Origin of the sequence: Pseudomonas putida, from assembly GCF_009883635.2 — a bacterium.
GTDB lineage: Bacteria > Pseudomonadota > Gammaproteobacteria > Pseudomonadales > Pseudomonadaceae > Aquipseudomonas > Aquipseudomonas putida_W.
In genome coordinates this window covers 6,077,118-6,095,641 of sequence record NZ_CP026115.2, presented here as the reverse complement: position 1 = coordinate 6,095,641, position 18,524 = coordinate 6,077,118, and the positions used below count along the sequence as shown (strand labels likewise).

Sequence of the window (18,524 nt, the reverse complement as noted above, 5' to 3'; positions counted from 1 at the left end):
TCCTATGGGTAGAGGAATGTGGATAAGTGGACAGCGGTTTGTGGGCCTGTCCTGACGACGCCCTCCAAGGTACCCACGTGATCACTTCGAAGCGTCAGGTACAAGGTGGCCACGCCGTCCTTGCTGGTACCCAGTTGCAGCAACAGGGCAGGGCCATGCGACATCGAAAGTTGCGGTTCCGGCTGCATCGTCTCGATACTGGCTGCGCGCAGTAGAGAGCCTTCAAGCTCTACCTTGACCGGCTGACCAGGCTCTCCTTGGACCGTTATGTAGAGGTTGTCGGTCGTGCCGCTGCGACTGAGGCGCTGATACTCGACCTTGACACGACCATCCTGGCTTACCACCTCAGCATCACTGAGCGGGCCGTTGCCAAACAGCCCTGCCAAGGCGAGCACGACGACGATGACCAGCAGATACCAGCCAACGCGCTCGAAGCGCCAGACGCGTTGCTGCATCGACATGTCTTCCTGAACAGGATTGCGCCTGGACGCCCATTCGTCTTCCGGCATGATCACTTGCCCTCAGGCGCGTTCGCCGCGAAGCCAGCGTTGGTGGTAGTGGGCAAGCCGCGTCAGCCCGAACAACGCCCCTTGGCGCATGACATCAGCCCGCTCACCGAAGAACCGTTGGGTACGGGTAAATACGGCTACTGGCTCGCCGGCAAAAGCCCAGGCAAAGCACATTGTGCCTGGCGGCACGCCAGACTCGGGCCCGGGCCCAGCCACGCCAGTGGTAGCGATCACGACATTGGCATCGCTGTCTCTCAACGCTCCCAGGGCCATTTCCCACGCTACTGCCTCGCTGGTCAGGCCGTAACGTTCGATGGTTTCGGCGCTGACGCCAAGCAAGCGTTTCTTGGCACTGGGGGAGTAGACCACATAGCCGCTTTCCAGCACTTCTCCGGTACCCGGCACCGCTGCCAATAGCGCCACCATGCAACCTGCCGTGCACGACTCCGCAGTCGTCAGGATCAACTGGTTGTCTTTGAGATAGCCGAGGGCGGCCAGTACGGGTTCGCTTGCCATAAGAGATCGACTCGCTTGTTGTTTGCGGTGGACGCAGTCAAGCGGTGATTGGTTCAGCGCAATCTTTGTCCGCCCATCCTGGGCAGTAAACCTAGCCTGAACTTTGCTCATCATCCTGGCTTCCCTTGTATACAGGGTCGCGATGCGGCCAATTCACCTGGGAAGAGGGAGAAACGATCATGAATGATCCTGTCACGTACTTCTGGATAGCCGTAGCGGCAATCATCCTGCTGGTTGACTTGTGGGCAATCGTCAGCGTTTTCCGCAGCGACAAGTCTGACGCAACCAAAGTGATGTGGTCGTTGATACTGGTGGTGCTGCCAATTGTCGGACTGGCCATCTGGGGAGTGGCCGGGCCTCGCGGAATCAAGCGCGGAACCGGGCCTACCTCACCCGAACACAGTAAAGGGTAGGAGGTCAGCATGACGAAAGAAGTCCAACAGCGGAAGCCTGGCTCGCAATCGAAGACTAAAGGCGAAGAGGAGCGGGACAACGATGCTCATCGTCCGGATGGCTCGTCGGGTACACCTCACGACTCTACGGCGCAAAAAACAGCACGGGAGGAGGGAAGGCACGAACGTTGATATTTTCACGAGAAACAGCAAAGAGGCTCGCTTTTTGGCGAGCCTCTTTTTTTTCGTCAAAGGATCGGCTTACCGCCAGTGACAGCGTACCGTGAACCACTGATGTAACTGGCTTCATCGGAGCCAAGCAGCACATAGATGGGCGCGACCTCCACCGGCTGTCCTGGTCGCCCCATAGGGTAGCTGGAGCCGAAGTTTTTCACGGCCTCGTCGGGCATGGTAGCCGGGATCAAAGGCGTCCAAATGGGGCCAGGCGCAACGCTATTGACCCTGATTCCCTTCTTCCCTAGCAATTGAGCCAAACCCGCCGTGAAGTTGGCAATGGCGCCCTTGGTCGCTGCATAGGCCAGTAGGCTTGGAGACGGATCGTCGGAGTTGACCGAGCTGGTGTTGATGATCGAACTGCCCTTTGGCATGGAAGGCAGTGCTGCCTTGCAGATTCTGAAGATCGCGGTGATGTTGGTATCGAAGGTTTTCACCCATTCGTCATCGTCGATTTCCTCCAGGGTTTCATGGGACATCTGGAAGGCGGCGTTGTTGACCAGGATATCGATGCGCCCGAACTGCTTGACGGTCTTTTCGACGATGTCATGGCAGTGCTGTTTCTGCGCCAGGTCTCCGGGGAGCAGAAGACATTTTCGGCCCGCTGCCTCGACCCAGCGCGCTGTTTCCTGCGCGTCGTCATGTTCATTGAGGTAAGCGATGGCAACGTCGGCGCCCTCGCGTGCGTAGGCGATGGCGACGGCCCGCCCGATGCCACTGTCGGCACCGGTGATCAGCGCAATCTTGCCTTCAAGGCGGTTATGGCCGGTATAGGACTGCTCACCGCAGTCTGGATAGGGCTCCATCTTGCGTTGTGAACCGGGGACGTTTTGGGGCTGGGACGGAAAGGGCGGAGTAGGGAAGTCGCGCATGGTAGAAGCTCCTGCAGTTGAGAACGCTCTTACCGTTTCGAAGCATCGGATGCCTGTGCGTTGGATTGAATGTGCACTTGGCATGACGAGCGGTGTATTGCTTTGAATGAATTGAATTCCAGACTGCGTCGCTTGTTCTACCGAACAGACCTCCTCGCGATCTCACCGCCTGGAGCCGTATTGCAGGAGGAAAAAGTGCCTCGAATCATTACCCCCGCGACCCCGGAGCATGAAATCAGCGAACACAACGCCAGGATGTTCGGCTCTCCCAAGGAGCGTCTGGACTTCTACCGGCGTGAGATCCAGTACGAAACCAGCATTCTGGCCAATCGCACCGACGCCTACCTGGCTGCCCAGTCCTTTCTGGTCATTGCGTTCGTGTCGTCTATGGGCAATCTCAATCAAGGATGGGGAGAAATGTTTACGCTGATCGTGCCAGCGTTCCTCGCCTTGTTGGGTGTGCTGAGCTCGCTCAATGCCTGGCCTGGGATCCGGGCGGCGTACAACATCATCGATCATTGGCAACTCAAGCAAGGTCACTTGCTGCAGAGCGAGCCCATCATGGGGTTGGCCTACGATGAATCGCCGCTGTTCTGCGAAACTGAAACTTCCCGGGCAGGGCATCGAAAGTCGATGCTGTTTTCGCTACGCACACCATGGATCTTCCTGGTGTTCTGGTTGCTGCTGGGTAGCTATTCGGTGTACATCCAGTTGGCGTGATGACGCTTCACTCGGCGAAGTATGGCCCCCGGAAAAGGGGGCCAGTGTGCTGAGAATGGGCTCAACCGGCCAGCGCCTTGATCAATTGCTCATTGAAGGCCGGAATATCGTCCGGCTGGCGGCTGGTGATCAGGTTGCCATCGACCACAACCTCTTCATCAACCCAGTTACCGCCTGCGTTGCGAATATCGTCCTGCAACGTCTTGTAGCTGGTCATCCGCTTGCCTTGAGCCAGGCCGGTCGAGACCAACAGCCAGGCGCCGTGGCAGATGACCGCCAATGGCTTGCTCGCCGCGTTGTGGCTTTTCACCAGCTTCTGAGCGCCGGGTATCAGCCGGATGGTGTCGGAATTCTGCACGCCACCCGGCAGCACGAGGGCGTCGTAAAGATCCAGGTGGGCGCTGTCGAACGTTGCATCCACGGCAAATTCGTCGGCGGGCTTGTCATGGTTCCAGCCGCGCACAGTCCCCTCCTTGTCGCCAAGAATATCGACCACGGCGCCGTTTTTCTCCAAGGCTTCACGCGGGCCGGTCAGCTCTATCTGTTCAAACCCGTCAGTGACCAGGAAGGCCACGCGCTTGCCGCTCAGTTGTGCATTCATTGTTGAATCTCCGTTTCCGATGGACCTGATAGGGGAGGCCATCCATAAAGCGGGAAGTTCAAAGACGATGCTTCGAATCCCGAACGCCTGACCAGTGGGTACCTTTCAAACACTCGCAGGCGTGCTTGCTGATATCACGTCGTATTTTGCCGCCTGGCTTTTCAATTGAATTTTTCTGGTCCATCTCCCCTCAACAGACGCATGAGTGAAAAGGGAGAGACTCACGTGGCTGGACAACAACTGTACGTTATCGAATACGCACTTCATGGCGAGAACCGATCATTCATCATCCGTCTGGAAAAAATGGACAACGCCGTTGCCTGGCATTGGGCAAGCTGCGACGCAGGGGTTGGCATCATTCCCAGGTTCTGTCAGCAGAAAATCAAGTTGGTCAGCCGGCCCATGGCCGAGCGCTACGGGATCGCGAATGTGAAGTGGCGATTGGCAGGCGATGGCCCGGAGTTCATTGCGCCGCCTATCGCTGTCGAAAAATTTTCCGAGACGGGTGTGGGCGAATAGCGGCCCACAGCTGACCCAATTGCCTGGAGACTTTGCTATGCAACCAAAAACTGAAGGTCTTGAAGAGCATGGTCCAAGCGGTGTGCCTTTCATCAACGATCCGGAAAAACCTACCTCACCGCCTTTGAATGACGCTGATGCCACCGACGCCGCGGAGGCTGAGCAAGACATCGAGGACGATGGCCAGACTCTTTAAGTAAAAGGAGCATGAAATGGACAACTATCATCTCAGCCCGACTTCTGATGGCTGGGAACTGAAAAAAGAAGGTGCTCACAGGGCCTCCAGGCGAGCTGCAACCAAACAGGAACTGGTGAGCTCGTTGCGGGATTTCTTTGAAGGCAAAACTGCGTCGGTGAAGATTCACAAGGCCGACGGTACCCTGGAGGAGGAGCGTACGTATCCACGCTCTGCTGACCCCCACCATACAAGAGGTTGAGTCACAGTAGCGCCTGTGACTATCTACCGCTGCAGATTGTCACGGGCTGCATCCTCTCCCACGGGGTCGACGGGTTTTTCGGGATGGGCTTCGCTCTGGCTGCCTTCACAGGCCCCTGCGCAGATGACCTTTATCGTCTGGTTCGCCATGCTGGGCGCAGTCTTGTTGCTGCTCGCGCTTTCATCCTCGTATTTGCGCTGGATACCTGTTACATCCTCGGTGGTGTGCCTTGGTCTAGGCGTTGCTCTGGGCTCGCCCGGGCTGAGCTTCCTGCAGCTTGATGTTGCACAGTCGGGTGGCTGGATGGAGCATCTGACCGAAGTCGCCGTGTTGTTTTCGCTGTTCTTCAGCGGCTTGAAGTTGCGCCTGCCCTTGGGTAACCGCAGATGGTGGGGGGCCTTCTACCTGGCTGGGCCGGTCATGGTGATCTGCATCGCTGGCGTAGCACTGGTGGCGCACTACGGGCTGAATCTGGGGTGGGGTATCTGCTTGCGCGTTACGAAGCGTGGAAACGGAGCGCTCGGTGACGTTCTTTTGTTTCGGTCGAGCGGCGCTTGATCTCTGGGACGCTAAAAATGCTCTGGCGAACGCTGATAAAAATGCCAGGGCGATCCTTCACCCTGGCTTCCAGGAAGCCTTCTCGTCTGAGTAATTCCACATTCGTTGGCTTTACCACTACTTGACCCAGTTCTGCGACTGAAAACCATCGGCATTCCACGATCTCGTGTGATGCTCGAGGCTGCATGGACGCTGGGACAGTCATGGGATAGAGCCAGTGCTCCTCGCCAGGCAGCACGCTGTGCCCAAGAAACTGAGCGTCGGTAAGTTGGAGGCTGGTTTCTTCACGCAACTCACGGCAGGCCGCCTCGAATTGTGTCTCGCCAGGATCAATTTTCCCGCCGGGTAGTGACCACTCAGGGGCTTGCTTGCGCACCATCAAAATTTTGCCGGCTTGCAGGCAAATGACAGTGGAATGCAGCTCTCTCAATTGGCTCATGGCGCTTCCTCCGGTATGAACGGAAGGCCCAAACCGCGCACCAAAGTTCATCTCGCAAGGTGAACGGTTCAAAGTCCGCTTTAGTCATTGCAGATGTCTCCAAGTGCTTGAGCGCTTCGGCTTCAGTCCTTTCAACACTAGCCGTCGTCAAACGAATGTCGCGTATCCTGCCCTGTTGGCAAGTGGCCGAGTACCGGTTTGAGACAGGGTGGGTGGTCATCGACAGGTCATTGAGGCACTTCGAACAAACCTTCAGGCAGCCCCGCAGTCACTACAGATAAGAGCCAGTGCCCAGAGGCCCAGGAAGGTAACCTATGCTCAGCCCACTTGATCAGGACGCCCTCATGTTTGCCATCGACAGCAACACCCAGCCCCTGCAGGCCTTGCGGTTCGAGGACGACGGCGCCACGCCCAACAGCCGTTTCCCCGTGTTGCTCTACCGTCTGCAACTTGCGCCTGCGCATGGCAATGCTGGCGCGTTCGAGACCTTGTTCGCCGCTCACCATTGGACCCCGCTGTGGCGTGCCGGAATTTTCGATTACCACCATTTCCACCCTAATGCGCACGAGGTGCTTGGCGTTGCCCGCGGCCATGCTCGAATAATGCTGGGCGGCGCAGCGGGCCAGGCGCTGACCGTCAAGGCGGGTGATGTGCTGGTGTTGCCAGCAGGGACGGGGCATCGATGCATGGCGTCCAGCGACGACTTTCTGGTCGTGGGCGCCTATCCCCAAGGGCAGGAAGATTACGACATCCAGCGGCCAGAAGTTGGCGCTCACCAGCAGGCGCTGGCACGCATCGCCCGAGTGCCACACCCTGAGCAGGACCCGGTAAGCGGAGCTCATGGTGCCCTGATGAGAATCTGGCAGTGATCAGAAAGAAACGAGATGGCTGCAGAGCCAATCCGATCGCCTGAAGAACGCCTGGATTTCTACTGAAGAGAAACCCAGGCAGGTGGCCAAACGAACCTTTCCCCCTAAAGATCGCTCACTGGCGCCGGCGTTGGGCATGGGTGATGACGAACCCAGCGAGCAGTCCGATAACTGCTGCACTCAGCAACAAAGGGGTTTTATCTTTTGCGGTTCGCCACCCACCTTCGATACTTCGTCGACCGCTTGGTGGCTCGAAGAGATTGCCTGAGGACTTCTGTGCGCCAGGGCTGCGGTCCAGTCCCCACCGAGTAAGCCAGCCGGAAAGTGCCGGCAGCCCTGGCACCAGATAGCTGGCCAAATGCGCGAGGCGGGCGCTTGCACCGACGGTGGTGTTGGCGCGGGGTGAGATTGCGCAGGCTACCATGGCTCTGGCCACGAGCTCTGGGTCGTAAATGGGCCCTGGTGGTTTGAGCGCATGGCCGGTGAAGTTACCGCCATCACGAAAGCCTGGGGTATCCATTACGGCTGGGTAGATGTCACAGACGTGGATGTTGGGGAATTCTGTCAGCTCGCCCCTGAGTGCTTCAGTGAGGCCGCGTAATCCGAACTTGCTGGCCGAATAGGCTGCGGCATAAGGTTGGGCTACCCAGCTGCCTAGGGACAAGGTGTTTATCAGCGTGCCGCTGCCCTGTTTCTTGAAGTAGGGCAGCGCAACATGGGCCCCGCGAAGGTAGCCCACCAAGTCGGTCTGGATGACCTGCTCGTGGGCTTCAAGCGGCGTTTCTTCGAAACTGCCCACCGCACCTACGCCCGCGTTGTTCACCCAAATGTCGATCCGGCCATGGCCAAAGTCGGCAGCACGGTCTGCCAAGGCTTGTACCTGATCGCTCTGGGTCATGTCGGTGGTTACGGCTACAGCATCGGTGCCGCAATCGGTGCATTCGTCCAGCGTTTCGAATAACCCATCCTGATCTCGTGCCGCCAGCACCAGACGCGCGCCTTTGCAGGCAAAAGCATGAGCTGCAGCACGGCCTATACCGCTGGACGCTCCGGTGATCACAACCACCTTGCCGCGCAGCGGGCCTCTGATCGGCGATCGAGTCAATGGGGTTTGCTCATCCGCGGATGAATTGGGGTCGTTTATCGGCGCCGTGAAGGTCTCACTGGCTTCGATGGGTGAGAGCTCGAGGGATGTACCGTCCACGAGATTCAAGGTCAAGTTGCTGATGGTGCCGGCCACCCGTTCCGGGAAAATGGGCTCCCCTTCAGCATCGAGACTGTCATAGATGAATCGGTCACCCTCCACCCATCCGACAGCCGTCAAAAGCTCTGGGCCGAGGTAATACTTGCCGTCCTGAAAGAAGCCTGGGAACTGATGAACACGTTCAAGGTTTTCAACGCGATACCGTTCACCTGGCTTCATGCCTGTGGCTTGATCAATCATGGTGCACGCTCCCGTGAGGTTTATACGTAGTCAGGGCCCAACGTCCCAGATGCCGCTCCTGGAACAAGGATCACTTTCCGGCAGTTGTCCTCTTTCTGATCGAACATCTTGTAACCCATTGCGGCTTCCTCCAACGCAAGGCGGTGGGTGACGATCAGCTCGGGCTGCAGGCGTCCTGCTTCGATATGTTCGAGCAGCTCGGGTAGGTACTTTTGAACATGGGTTTGCCCCATCTTGAAGGTCAGGCCTTTGTCGAAGGCATCACCGAACATGAAACCGTGAATGAACCCCGCATAGACTCCGGGCACGCTCACTACGCCACCACGGCGCACAGCCGCAATGCTCTGGCGCAGGGCCTTGCCGCTGCTGCCTTCCAGTTTCAAGGCCGTCATCACGGTTTCGGTAGTGCTGCCTTTGGCTTCAAACCCGACCGCATCGATGACCGCGTCCACGCCACGCATGCCGGGTGTCTGGCGAATGATGCTGTCGGCAGGATCATCATCCTTTTCAAAGTTGATCGGGATGACGCCGTAGGCCTGCTGGGCATAGGCCAGCCGGTAGTCGTTGTCATCCACCATGAAGACGGTGTGAGCGCCTAGCATCCGTGCGCAGGCGGCGCTCAGCAGCCCCACTGGCCCCGCGCCGTAGATCGCTACCGATGAGCCTTGGCCGATCTCCGCATTGATGACCGCTTGCCAAGCGGTAGGGAGGATGTCAGAGAGGAACAGCACTTTGTCATCGGCGAGGGTGGTCGGCACTTTGAATGGCCCGACATTGCCTTTGGGTACCCTGACGTAATCAGCTTGGCCTCCAGGAATGCCTCCATACAGGTGGCTGTACCCGAACAGCGCTGCGCCGGGCGGAATACCCTTTTTGTTGATGATCGATCCGCGTCCGGTATTGGTGGTTTCACAGGCAGCAAACAGATCGTGCTGGCAAAAAAAGCAACTGCCGCAGGCGATCACAAACGGAATCACAACACGGTCACCAACCTGCAGGTTCGTCACGTCTCTACCGACGTCTTCGACGATACCCATGAACTCGTGGCCGAAGATGTCGCCGTGTTCCGTTTCAGGAATCTTGCCGTGATAGAGATGGAGGTCGGAACCGCAGATAGCGGTCGCGGTGACCCGGAGAATGATGTCGTCTGCGTCTTGCAGGATGGGGTCTGGGACAGTATCGACCCTGACATCGTTAGCGCCGTGGTAGGTGAGTGCTCTCATCGTCTTGCTCCTGCATCACAAAAACGTGGGGGTATGCAGGGGAAGGCTTCTGGGCTGGTAAAGTTCAGACCAACCGGTTCAGTGGTGGTGTGATGCAGGCTGGGTTGAAGGGAGCAGCATTTCGAAGCTGGTTCCCTCGAGCTCCGAGGACTTCGCGTGGATGACACCCCCGTGACTGGATACGATTTGAGCAGCGATGAACAGGCCTAAACCCAAGCCCGTCCTGGCGTTGTTGTTTTCCTCCATGAAGGCGGAGCATCGTCGCTCGGGGTCGAACAGGTTGGGTAGCTCATTGGGCGAAATGGGCTTGCCCAGGTTGGTAACGACAAATCGCACGGAGTGTTCCGACTCGCTCAGGCGAACATGAATGGGATGTCGAAGATCGCCATGCCTGACCGCATTCCCGATGAGGTTGGAGAATGCTTGCGCCATGCGGTCGGGGTCAAAACTCCCAACTAGGCGCTTCGGTTCCTTATATAAGATAACGGCGTCAGGACGTCCAGCATTTATCTCAGCAATCACGGCCTTACAGATCTCGTTGAGATCAACCAGCTGTCTTGTAACCGGGATGCCAGTGCTCAGGTTGCAACGGGCCAGGTCGAGCAAATCGTTGACCATACGGTTTGCGCGTCGAACACTGCTGCTGATCTGGGTAACAATATCTCGCTCCCTATCAGGCAAATGCTTGCTTTTATGTAAGATATCAGAGCCCATCAACATCGCGCTCAGTGGTGACCGCAGGTCATGTCCCAGGACACCAAGCACCATTTTTCGAGTGGTTTCGACAGCTCGCCCATACGAACCAATCGACTCTGTCAAAGCCTGATCGATGGCTTCGTTGAATCGCACCATATCTTCGACCTGGCTGTCAGTGTTACCCGCTTCGGACGATAACCAGAGCCTTAACACGCTGGAACGCAGGGCACGGTATTCCGAAACCATCTGATCCAGGGTGAAACCATCCATCAACCTCAGCACAGCATGGGTTTGAGCTGCCGTCTCGTGGTCACCTGCCGGTGCGAGGCCCTTGGACTTCTGGATCTGCTCATGCTGCGTCTGTGGAGTCCTCATATCGATCGCCACAGCGCGAAGAATTTGTTCGGCATGGTTTCGCAGGGCTTTGTTACCCAGCGCAGGTGCAGGCGTTTCAACGGCGCGAGCAAAGCTGTCCCAGGCCAGGAGGATCGCCTCCAGGTTCGCTTCAATGAAATTTGACAGTCGCATGGCATATCTCCTGCGCAAGCGGCTTTCTGGGAAGCCTAGCGTAGTCGAAGACTGCACACGTCGGGCAGCCTCAGGAGGCAAAGACTAACCCCAATGCGACTACATGACTGTGTCCATTGTCGAAAACTGAAGACAAAATGAGGGTTGCGTCTGAGGCTAGTGCTCCACTGCTGCGAGCGCAAGTTCACTCGCGATGATGTCCCGAAACTTGGTCATAGGCCAAGGTTTGGGAAGAAATACTGCTTTCTCCGGCAATGCTCTACCCGCGAAATCGAAGTATCCACTCATTACGACGATTCGCGTCTCTGGTCTTTGCTGGTTGGCAATCCAGGCAAGATCGACCCCATTGAGCATACCCGGGGTTTGGATGTCGATGAGCATCAAATCCCACCGCTGGCTCACCAATTCATCGCGTCCATCGTCTGCCGTGGTCACGGCTTTGACCGAGGCCCCTTGATCCTCCAGGTAGTAGGACAACAGCTCTCGAATCATGGGGTCGTCTTCGACGATGAGAACGTTTGGGGATGCAGGCAGGCAATTTTCGAATTTGTTCATGGTGACATCTCTAGAGCGCCTGCTGGATAGGAGTGACATCCAAGTCTTCTCGCCAAGGAAGCGTAGGGCTGCAGCGCGCCGAGTTTCCGACAGCTTTGTTCATCCAATAATTCAATAAGATCGCTTCCGTGGCGATGGTTTCGAACGATATTTGAGGCGCCTTGCGCTCACGTCCAAGTCTGTGTACACCCTTTAATTGCAACGCTGTCCGTCAATCGTGGTGATTTATCACATCGTCTAAGGGCACCTAACGGATCCTGCAGCGCTCAAAGCTCCGATCCGTAGGCACCGACAAAGGTAAATACTGCGCTGATCCCCAAGCCTTTTGAAATCGAGGTATTGCTGGAGAAGGTGGCCGGGATGCTTCAGGTATCGAAATGATGCAAATGGATAATGATTGATTGAAAAACGGCTCCAGAGCGGGAAGCCAGGGCGGTCCATGTCCCTGGCGATTTGCTCAGCGGTTATCTTCCGTCATCCCGCTGTCTTCGTCCTGAATAGCTTGAGACCCGTCATCCATGTCGTCCTGCCGATCGGACTTGATGCCAGTCTCATGTCCTCCTTGGCCACCCCGTTGACTGGCGCCACTGGCACGCTGAGGATCGTCTTCCTGAAGATTTCCGCCGCTGCCTTGCCCTGTTTGCTCATCCTCAGATCGTCCCCCGGACATCTGGCCGCCTTTCTGACCAGCTTCTGACGCTCGTTGTGGATCGTTGGCGAAATTGCCCCCTGATGCTTGACCACCCTTTTGACCGGCTTCAGAAGCCTTCTCGCGGTCGTTCGCAAAATTGCCAGGGTTGTTCTGAGCGGTGCCGCCTTGCTGACCGGTTTTGTCTTGATCGTTTGCCATGATCTCGCACCTCATGTGTCACACAGTGGGCCTGTGTGTTTTCTTGAGAGCTTTCGGAAATCCCCCAAGCACCGTTAACTTTCGTATTAGCTGACCGAATGCGCGAAAGGTCGAGCCCCGCAACCTATTGCGTAGTAAAGACCTCAGCGACACACTCATTCCAGGCTGTCTGGGGGCACGGTTTCGACTGTATTGATCAGCGTGCTGGAGTTTCAAGTTGAACGAGTTAGCGGCGGTTCAAGTCATTAGGGAATGAGACGCCATTTCGCCGGTGAGTGAAAAGGGTATAAACCTGATTGTGATGTGAGCGTGAGCATGTGGGATGAAAAGGAGCGCAAGGTAAAAACCAGAGCTACTATCATTTGCTTGCAAAGCGGCAAGATTCTGTTAGTTCGAAAAAAAGCAGGTAAATGGCATTTCCCTGGCGGCACCATCGAGTTTCACGAGACGCCCAGTATGGCTGCCGAGCGGGAGTTGCGAGAGGAAACGTCCATCAAAGGGCATGGCCTGCTCTCACTTTGTACCCTGAGAGTCGGCTCCACACTCCATTACATTTTCACCACTCAACTGGACGACGGAGAAAAACCGCTGGCGAGTAACGAGATCGTTGCCTGTAAATGGGTACTTCGGGAAAAGCTGCTCTCCACGGATCTGAAGGCTTCAGCTGCGGCATTGCTTTCGCGTCAGCTGCCAGCGCTTAGTGCATGATCCAGAGGGCTGCAGGCGCAGACGAAGGTCGGCAGTGGTTGCCTAGCCGCATCAGGGCGGATGGGCAGAGATTGGCTTATGATGGCGAATGAATTTTCCCGCTGAATGTACGAAAGCCAAAGGTGTTGTAGAACAAGGTCACCGGAATCAGCAGTGCAAAACCAACCAGCATGAACGTTTGGCTTGCCCTGCTGGATGCAGCGTCGAATAGGGTGAGGTCGGGAGGGACGATCAGTGGGAAAATCGTAATGACCATCAGTTCGAATGCCAGAATGAACAGGATGAGCGCGCGCATAAACGGTGGCGGTGGCCTCCATCGCGCTTCGGGTCAGCCCGGATCGTTGCTCAAGCTCAGCCCAGGCATATCCCCGCACCCGCCCCATGAAGTGCCAAGGCATTCTGTATGTTGTGCGAGAACATCATGGTCCAGCACGGGCGGGTCGCCGTTTATTATCGAGCGTTCCTCCATTTCCAGAAGAGCCTTGGCTACCCCCATGACGGCAGCGGTGTCACCGCCGATTGCTACTTGGTGGTATTGAGTGCTGATGACAGTGGATTTCGGACCGAGCATTTCAGTGGGTGACTGGGGATTTACAAAGCGCTCCAATCCGCGTTCCCGGATTGGGTTGAAAGTGATGATCGGGACTTTGCGCTTACGTACCTCTTGAAGCGGATGAAGCATACGCGGGCTGTTGCTGCCTACGTTTTGCCCGAAGAAAAGGATACAGTCGGTGTGCTCGAAATCGGCCAGTGTGACCGTACCCACCGGTACTCCAATGCTTTCCTGCAAACCTACCGAAGTGCTCTCGTGGCACATGTTGGAACTGTCGGGAAGATTGTTCGTGCCATAGGCACGTGCAAACAGTTAATACATGAACGATGTTTCGAGCGATGCGCGCCCTGATGCGTAAAACGACCTCGTCGGGGCTCAGAGCGCGTAGCTGAGCGCCGATTGCCCCGTACGTCGGTGGACCACAGATTGGAAAAAACCATTTACGGGGGTATCACTCAGAACTATTGAAGAGTTCGTTCGACTCTCCACATCAGGTCTTTGGCCCGCCTCAGGGCGGGCCTTTTTTTCCGAGCGTCCGCCACAGCATTTTTAGCGCCAGCTCGCGATGCGCCATTGCAGCGACGGCGTGCTATGGAGTGCCTTGATGATCCACCTTGGGTGCGCGGGCTGGAGCGTGTCTCGCCAGTACGCCGATGAGTTCCTGCAGCCAGGCAGCCACTTGCAGCGCTACGCCGCGCGGCTTGCTGCCGTGGAGATCAACAGCTCGTTCTACCGTCCGCACCTGCCTGCGACCTATGCCCGTTGGGCATGCTCGGTACCGCAGCATTTCCGCTTTGCCGTCAAGCTGCCCAGGACCATCACCCACGAGCTGCGCCTGGAGGGCTGTGAGGTTGCGCTAGATGTGTTTCTTGGCCAATGCCAGCCATTGGGTGATCGCCTGGGCTGTCTGCTCCTGCAGCTGCCTCCATCGCTCGCCCATGATCCCAGTCGCGACCGGCGTTTCTTTGAATTCCTGCGTCAACGTCATGCCGGGCCGGTGGCGGTCGAGCCCAGGCACGCCAGTTGGCAAGCGGCGCAGTCGATGCTGGTCGACTTCCGTATTGCCCAGGTGGCGGCGAGCCCTTCACGCTTCGAGGCTGATGCGCAACCCGCTGGCTGGCCTGGATTGGCCTACTGGCGCCTGCACGGCGAGCCGCGGATCTACCACAGTGCGTATTCGCAACAGTACCTGCAACAGTTGGCTGAGCGGCTGCAGCGCAGCCGCGCTGCAGGTACGGCAACCTGGTGCATCTTCGACAACACCGCCTCCGGTGCGGCACTGGGTGATGCGCTGGCGCTCGAGCGATATCTGCGCTGATGCAAGCGGATCAAACTTTTTGCTCCTGTCAGGCTCTTCATACCTGCGCTGGTGGTCGGGCGCCAAGCCCGGCCACTTCCTTCACAGACTATCGGGGTCCCCGAAGAACATTTGGACAGGGCTCTAGGGCGGGATTTCTGGATTGCAGAAGCTGAAATGTACCCCCAGAAATACCCCTCGATACCCTCAGTAGAATACGCGATCGAGAATGGCGATTTCGGCTAGCCATCGATGTGGTATACCGTGGGCATCAGTGCATCCCCAAGGTGCAGTGGCTGGAAACCGGTCGGGCCCGCGCCTGTACTGGATCGCTTGTGACTAACGTCTCCCGTCGACGCGCAACGATACTTGATCGGTAATTGGCCGTTGGGTGGCTAAGTACCTGATTCACTGCACTGACCTGAGCCTTCGCCATAACGTGGTCCGACTGATTCCCAACTGCCGCGCCGCTTCGTCGAGATTGCCCCGGCAGTTATCCAGGGTTTCCTGCACATGCCGCAGCTGGGCGGCCTTGCCTATGCTGTGCAGGTCCGACTCCCGGGAGGGCCTGGCACGGCTGGTTGGCGCGACACTTTCGCACAGCTCGGGCAGCACCCGCGCCAGATACTGTTCGTCCACGCCGTGCTCCCCCAGCAGCTCGCAGGCCGAGAGCATCGCCCGCTCGATCACGTTCTCCAGCTCACGCACATTGCCTGGCCACCCATAACGTGCCAAATAAGGCAGCAGGGCGCTTGGCACCTTCGCCGCGCCGGGCGGCTGACCCTGGACCAGCAGGCGCTGGCTGATGCCTCTACAGATCAGGGCAATATCCTCGGGGCGCTCGCGCAAGGGCGTGGTCTGTAGGCGCAGGATGTTGAGCCGGTAATACAGGTCGGTACGAAAATCGCCATCTTGTATCGCAGCACTTAGGTCCTGATGGGTGGCGGCGATGATGCGTACATCGATCGCGATCGGCTCGGTGCCGCCCAGGCGCAGGACCTCGCGCTCCTGCAGTACCCGCAACAGGCGCGTCTGCAGTGACACGGGCATGTCACCGATCTCGTCGAGGAACAGCGTGCCACGGTGAGCCACTTCGAACAGGCCGGGCTTGCCGCCCTTGCGCGAGCCGCTGAAGGCGCCTTCCTCATAGCCGAACAGTTCGCTTTCCAGCAGCGACTCCGGGAAAGCCGCGCAGTTGATGGCGACGAAGGGGCCTTGCCGGCGCGGGCTCTCGTTATGGATGCCCTGGGCCAGCAGCTCTTTGCCGGTACCGCTTTCGCCGGTGATCAGGATGGTTGACTGGCTGGCGGCGAAACGCCTGGCCAGCTGCAGCATCTCGCGATTGGCCCGGCTGTTGCCGTCGAGCTGCTCGAGGCGGTATCGGGCGGTAAAGGCGCCGGGGCGGCGGGTGGAGCGGATGCGTTGGTCCGCGCGCTGCACAGCGGTGGTGTCCTGGCAGGTCAGGACCAGGCCGGTGCGCTGGCCGTTCTCCAGGATCGGCAGCAGGTTGCTGACCACTGCATGTGAGCCGAGCCGGATCACCCGGTTTTCTTCGCCACCCTCCGCAAACGCCTGCTCCAGGTCCAGTTCCGGGCACAGCTGCTGCAACGGACGGCCCAGCGCCGCGCCAAGGGGCAAATCCAGCAGATGGGCCAGGGCCGGATTCAGCGACTGCACCACGCCCTGGTTGTCGACTGCCGCCACGCCGGTGGGGATGTGTTGCAGCACGGCGTTCAAGTGCCGGCGCTTGGCGATCTCGATACGTTGGCTGTCGAGAATACCCAAGGCCTCTTCGAGCGCCTTGCGCACCGTGTCCTCGCTCAGTGACAGCACGCCGTGCAGGCCTGCCTGTTCCGCCAGCTCCACCACCGTCGAGGAACCGATGATGCTGCCACATCCCAGCCGCGCGGCCTGTTCGACCTCTTGGCGAGCTTCTTCCAGGGAGGTGTAGGCGGCCTGGTGAACCTGCACCGTGAACAGCGCGGCCATGGCCTGAAGGCCTTGGTCGATGCGGTTGTAGCTGAGCAAGGCCACCTGCGAGGCATGCTCGCGCGCCTGCCCCAATGCCCGCAGCAGGTCATCGCCGCCCACGCGCATCGTCAGTACCGGGCGCGCCAGATGCTTGCGCAGGTAGGCGGCAGTGGCCCCGGCGCAGATGAACACGTCGGCTTCGCCGCGCAACTCCAGTTCGCGGGCGACTTGCAGTGCCTCGGACACCGAAGTGTCGAGCACTTCGATATGGGTGTCGGGGTAATCCGTGGCGAGCGCGGCCACCATATGGGCGAGGCGGCTGCGTTGCCGGGGGCGCTGCAGGTGGCTGATCAGCACGACGACCTGGGACGTGGGGGAGTGCATGGCGGCGCCTGTTCAGAAATGAAGTGTTTCCATCCTGAACTAATTTGTTTCATGTATGCAATGCAGCGCTTCGCCAGATTTTCAGGTGAACCGCTGCAGGCCAGGTGTGACAGGGCCTACAGGTGAGCCCAGCAAAGTTGGCCCAGGCGTTGCTCTAGTTGACCTGCCCACTTGAAACCGAAGGCAGGACCATTGATTCATGAGCAGTTCCTCTACGACTTGTCCGGCTGGCCAGACGCTCGCGGTCGCGACCGATGAGCAGCGCCTTGTCGACTTCATCCGCGAGCAGGCAACGGCATCACGCGTTGTGATTCAAACCCGCAAGCGCCTGAGCGGCGGTGCCATCCAGGAAAACTGGCTGCTCGAGCTGTTGATCGAGGGCGGCCCCTGGGCCGGTGCCCGGCGCTGGGTGTTGCGCAGCGACGCGCTGTCCGCGCTGCCGGCCAGCCTCGACCGCGCCCAAGAGTTCGCCGTGTTGCAGGTGGCCCACCAGGCCAAGGTGAAAGTGCCGCGCCCGCTCTGGCTGTGTCGCGATGTTCAGGTCCACGGGCGGGTATTCTTCCTGATGGAGTACGTGCCCGGTGTCGCAGCCGGGCGGCTGCTCAGTGCAGGGGCGGGCGCCCAGGGCCAGGCCCGGTTGGCGGAACAGCTCGGTGCCAACCTGGCGCGCCTGCATCAGATCCGCCCGCCCAGTGCGGCGCTGGACTTCCTGCCCGTGCCGCAGCGTTCGCCGGCCCTGGCCACCGTCGATGCCTATCGTCGATACCTCGACACCCTTGACGATGCCTACCCGGCACTGGAGTGGGGCTTGCGCTGGTGCGAGCTGCATGCCCCGCGCGACAGCCGTCTGTGTCTGCTGCACCGCGACTACCGCACGGGCAACTACCTGGCCAGCGAGCAGGGGCTGGAGGCGGTGCTGGACTGGGAATTCACCGGCTGGGGCGACCCTTGCGAGGACCTGGGTTGGTTCACCGCCCCATGCTGGCGCTTCACGCGCCCTGACCTGGAGGCCGGCGGCATCGGCCAGCTGGCGGATTTCCTGCGTGGCTACCACCAGGTATCGCCACTGTGGATCGAGCCCCGCCAACTGCACTACTGGCAGGTCATGGCAACCCTGCGCTGGGCGGTGATCGCGCTGCAGCAGGGGCAGCGCCACCTGTCCGGAGAAGAACCTTCCCTGGAGCTGGCACTGACTGCGCGTCTGCTGCCGGAGCTTGAACTCGACATCCTGAACATGACCGGAGCCGATGCGCCATGACCCAGCCGCACGCCCATGAACTTCTCGAAATTGCCCGGCAGACCTTGCTGGAACAGGTCTTGCCGGCGCTACCCGGCGAGCTGCGCTACCCGACGCTGATGATCGCCAACGCCATGGCCATCGCCGCCCGGGAAAACCGCCTGGACGCCGCGGTCAGCCTTAAAGAGCAGATGCACCTGGCTGCGCTGACCGATGCGCCCGCCCCGTCGTTGCAGGACGCCCGACGCCAGCTGGCGCGGGCAATTCGCCAAGGTCGCCGCGACACCCCGCACAGCGCTCGCACCCTGGTCGAGACGCTGCGCCAGGTGACCCTGGACCGGCTGGCGATCAGTAACCCCAAGGCTGTGCGCTGAGCGCGGCGAGCCCCTGTTTCAAGACCGACAAGCACGAA

The 18,524-nt window shown here is 58.9% G+C and carries 20 protein-coding genes and 4 pseudogenes; 11 read left to right on the top strand and 13 right to left on the bottom strand.

What is annotated here, in order from left to right; translation table 11 throughout:
• Positions 1 to 2 precede the first annotated feature (2 nt).
• Both C2H86_RS27675 and C2H86_RS27670 read right to left on the bottom strand, forming a co-directional pair.
• Positions 3 to 509, bottom strand: coding sequence for a hypothetical protein (locus C2H86_RS27675; RefSeq protein WP_205524581.1), 507 nt, complete (start codon positions 507 to 509; stop codon positions 3 to 5).
• 12 nt (positions 510 to 521) lie between these two features.
• Positions 522 to 1,025: a CinA family protein gene (locus tag C2H86_RS27670; protein ID WP_159410802.1), complete on the bottom strand. Its 504-nt coding sequence runs from the start codon at positions 1,023 to 1,025 to the stop codon at positions 522 to 524.
• A 179-nt stretch (positions 1,026 to 1,204) separates the two neighbouring features.
• On the opposite strand from C2H86_RS27670, the gene C2H86_RS27665 reads away from it, so the two are divergent.
• Positions 1,205 to 1,438, top strand: coding sequence for a PLD nuclease N-terminal domain-containing protein (locus tag C2H86_RS27665; protein WP_100773779.1), 234 nt, complete (start codon positions 1,205 to 1,207; stop codon positions 1,436 to 1,438).
• Positions 1,439 to 1,665: 227 nt separating this feature from the next.
• On the opposite strand, the gene C2H86_RS27660 is transcribed toward C2H86_RS27665, so the two are convergent.
• On the bottom strand, positions 1,666 to 2,523 hold the full coding sequence (locus C2H86_RS27660; protein ID WP_159410801.1) for an SDR family oxidoreductase: 858 nt from the start codon (positions 2,521 to 2,523) through the stop codon (positions 1,666 to 1,668).
• A 195-nt stretch (positions 2,524 to 2,718) separates the two neighbouring features.
• On the opposite strand from C2H86_RS27660, the gene C2H86_RS27655 reads away from it, so the two are divergent.
• Positions 2,719 to 3,243: a hypothetical protein gene (locus C2H86_RS27655; RefSeq protein ID WP_159413021.1), complete on the top strand. Its 525-nt coding sequence runs from the start codon at positions 2,719 to 2,721 to the stop codon at positions 3,241 to 3,243.
• Positions 3,244 to 3,304: 61 nt separating this feature from the next.
• On the opposite strand, the gene C2H86_RS27650 is transcribed toward C2H86_RS27655, so the two are convergent.
• On the bottom strand, positions 3,305 to 3,844 hold the full coding sequence (locus C2H86_RS27650; protein ID WP_159410800.1) for a type 1 glutamine amidotransferase domain-containing protein: 540 nt from the start codon (positions 3,842 to 3,844) through the stop codon (positions 3,305 to 3,307).
• A gap of 225 nt (positions 3,845 to 4,069) precedes the next feature.
• On the opposite strand from C2H86_RS27650, the gene C2H86_RS27645 reads away from it, so the two are divergent.
• From C2H86_RS27645 to C2H86_RS27635, 4 genes and pseudogenes are all read left to right on the top strand, one after another.
• Positions 4,070 to 4,363, top strand: coding sequence for a DUF6555 family protein (locus C2H86_RS27645; protein WP_205524580.1), 294 nt, complete (start codon positions 4,070 to 4,072; stop codon positions 4,361 to 4,363).
• 37 nt (positions 4,364 to 4,400) lie between these two features.
• Complete coding sequence (locus C2H86_RS28270; protein ID WP_205524579.1) at positions 4,401 to 4,559, top strand: hypothetical protein; 159 nt, start codon at positions 4,401 to 4,403, stop codon at positions 4,557 to 4,559.
• A 16-nt stretch (positions 4,560 to 4,575) separates the two neighbouring features.
• Positions 4,576 to 4,800 (top strand): DUF2188 domain-containing protein, encoded by a 225-nt coding sequence (locus tag C2H86_RS27640; RefSeq protein WP_159410798.1) that lies wholly within the window; start codon positions 4,576 to 4,578, stop codon positions 4,798 to 4,800.
• 123 nt (positions 4,801 to 4,923) lie between these two features.
• Positions 4,924 to 5,298, top strand: a pseudogene (locus C2H86_RS27635) (cation:proton antiporter); the annotation flags it as partial.
• A gap of 130 nt (positions 5,299 to 5,428) precedes the next feature.
• On the opposite strand, the pseudogene C2H86_RS27630 reads toward C2H86_RS27635, so the two are convergent.
• A pseudogene (locus C2H86_RS27630) lies at positions 5,429 to 5,797 on the bottom strand (NUDIX domain-containing protein); the annotation flags it as partial.
• A 344-nt stretch (positions 5,798 to 6,141) separates the two neighbouring features.
• Between C2H86_RS27630 and C2H86_RS27625 the strand changes: the two are divergent.
• Positions 6,142 to 6,666: a cupin domain-containing protein gene (locus C2H86_RS27625; protein WP_159413020.1), complete on the top strand. Its 525-nt coding sequence runs from the start codon at positions 6,142 to 6,144 to the stop codon at positions 6,664 to 6,666.
• Between the two features lie 115 nt (positions 6,667 to 6,781).
• Here C2H86_RS27625 and C2H86_RS27620 read toward each other — a convergent pair whose 3' ends face one another.
• From C2H86_RS27620 to C2H86_RS28525, 5 genes and pseudogenes are all read right to left on the bottom strand, one after another.
• Positions 6,782 to 8,110 carry an SDR family oxidoreductase gene (locus C2H86_RS27620; protein WP_159410796.1) on the bottom strand — a complete coding sequence of 443 codons (1,329 nt, stop codon included), beginning with the start codon at positions 8,108 to 8,110 and terminating at the stop codon, positions 6,782 to 6,784.
• Between the two features lie 20 nt (positions 8,111 to 8,130).
• The gene (locus C2H86_RS27615) at positions 8,131 to 9,333 is read right to left on the bottom strand and encodes a zinc-dependent alcohol dehydrogenase (RefSeq protein ID WP_159410795.1); all 1,203 of its coding nucleotides are present in this window, start codon (positions 9,331 to 9,333) and stop codon (positions 8,131 to 8,133) included.
• 78 nt (positions 9,334 to 9,411) lie between these two features.
• Complete coding sequence (locus tag C2H86_RS27610) at positions 9,412 to 10,557, bottom strand: sensor histidine kinase (RefSeq protein ID WP_159410794.1); 1,146 nt, start codon at positions 10,555 to 10,557, stop codon at positions 9,412 to 9,414.
• A gap of 156 nt (positions 10,558 to 10,713) precedes the next feature.
• Complete coding sequence (locus C2H86_RS27605; protein WP_159410793.1) at positions 10,714 to 11,112, bottom strand: response regulator; 399 nt, start codon at positions 11,110 to 11,112, stop codon at positions 10,714 to 10,716.
• A 658-nt stretch (positions 11,113 to 11,770) separates the two neighbouring features.
• Positions 11,771 to 11,917: pseudogene (locus tag C2H86_RS28525) on the bottom strand (general stress protein); the annotation flags it as partial.
• A gap of 360 nt (positions 11,918 to 12,277) precedes the next feature.
• On the opposite strand from C2H86_RS28525, the gene C2H86_RS27595 reads away from it, so the two are divergent.
• Positions 12,278 to 12,670, top strand: coding sequence for an NUDIX domain-containing protein (locus tag C2H86_RS27595; protein WP_159410791.1), 393 nt, complete (start codon positions 12,278 to 12,280; stop codon positions 12,668 to 12,670).
• A 76-nt stretch (positions 12,671 to 12,746) separates the two neighbouring features.
• On the opposite strand, the gene C2H86_RS27590 is transcribed toward C2H86_RS27595, so the two are convergent.
• Together C2H86_RS27590 and C2H86_RS27585 are read right to left on the bottom strand one after the other, a co-directional pair.
• Positions 12,747 to 12,926 carry a cytochrome d ubiquinol oxidase subunit II gene (locus tag C2H86_RS27590; protein ID WP_240349742.1) on the bottom strand — a complete coding sequence of 60 codons (180 nt, stop codon included), beginning with the start codon at positions 12,924 to 12,926 and terminating at the stop codon, positions 12,747 to 12,749.
• A 19-nt stretch (positions 12,927 to 12,945) separates the two neighbouring features.
• Positions 12,946 to 13,653 (bottom strand): annotated as a pseudogene (locus C2H86_RS27585) (molybdopterin-dependent oxidoreductase); the annotation flags it as partial.
• Positions 13,654 to 13,827: 174 nt separating this feature from the next.
• Between C2H86_RS27585 and C2H86_RS27580 the strand changes: the two are divergent.
• A complete protein-coding gene (locus C2H86_RS27580; protein WP_159410789.1) occupies positions 13,828 to 14,541 on the top strand; it encodes a DUF72 domain-containing protein in 714 nt (237 codons plus the stop codon).
• A 387-nt stretch (positions 14,542 to 14,928) separates the two neighbouring features.
• Here C2H86_RS27580 and prpR read toward each other — a convergent pair whose 3' ends face one another.
• Complete coding sequence (gene prpR / locus C2H86_RS27575; protein WP_159410788.1) at positions 14,929 to 16,875, bottom strand: propionate catabolism operon regulatory protein PrpR; 1,947 nt, start codon at positions 16,873 to 16,875, stop codon at positions 14,929 to 14,931.
• Positions 16,876 to 17,074: 199 nt separating this feature from the next.
• Between prpR and C2H86_RS27570 the strand changes: the two genes are divergently transcribed.
• Together C2H86_RS27570 and C2H86_RS27565 are read left to right on the top strand one after the other, a co-directional pair.
• A complete protein-coding gene (locus C2H86_RS27570) occupies positions 17,075 to 18,133 on the top strand; it encodes a phosphotransferase family protein (protein ID WP_159410787.1) in 1,059 nt (352 codons plus the stop codon).
• Positions 18,130 to 18,486 (top strand): DUF6285 domain-containing protein, encoded by a 357-nt coding sequence (locus C2H86_RS27565; protein WP_159410786.1) that lies wholly within the window; start codon positions 18,130 to 18,132, stop codon positions 18,484 to 18,486. Before C2H86_RS27570 ends, C2H86_RS27565 begins: the two co-directional genes overlap by 4 nt.
• The last annotated feature ends 38 nt before the right edge of the window (positions 18,487 to 18,524 follow it).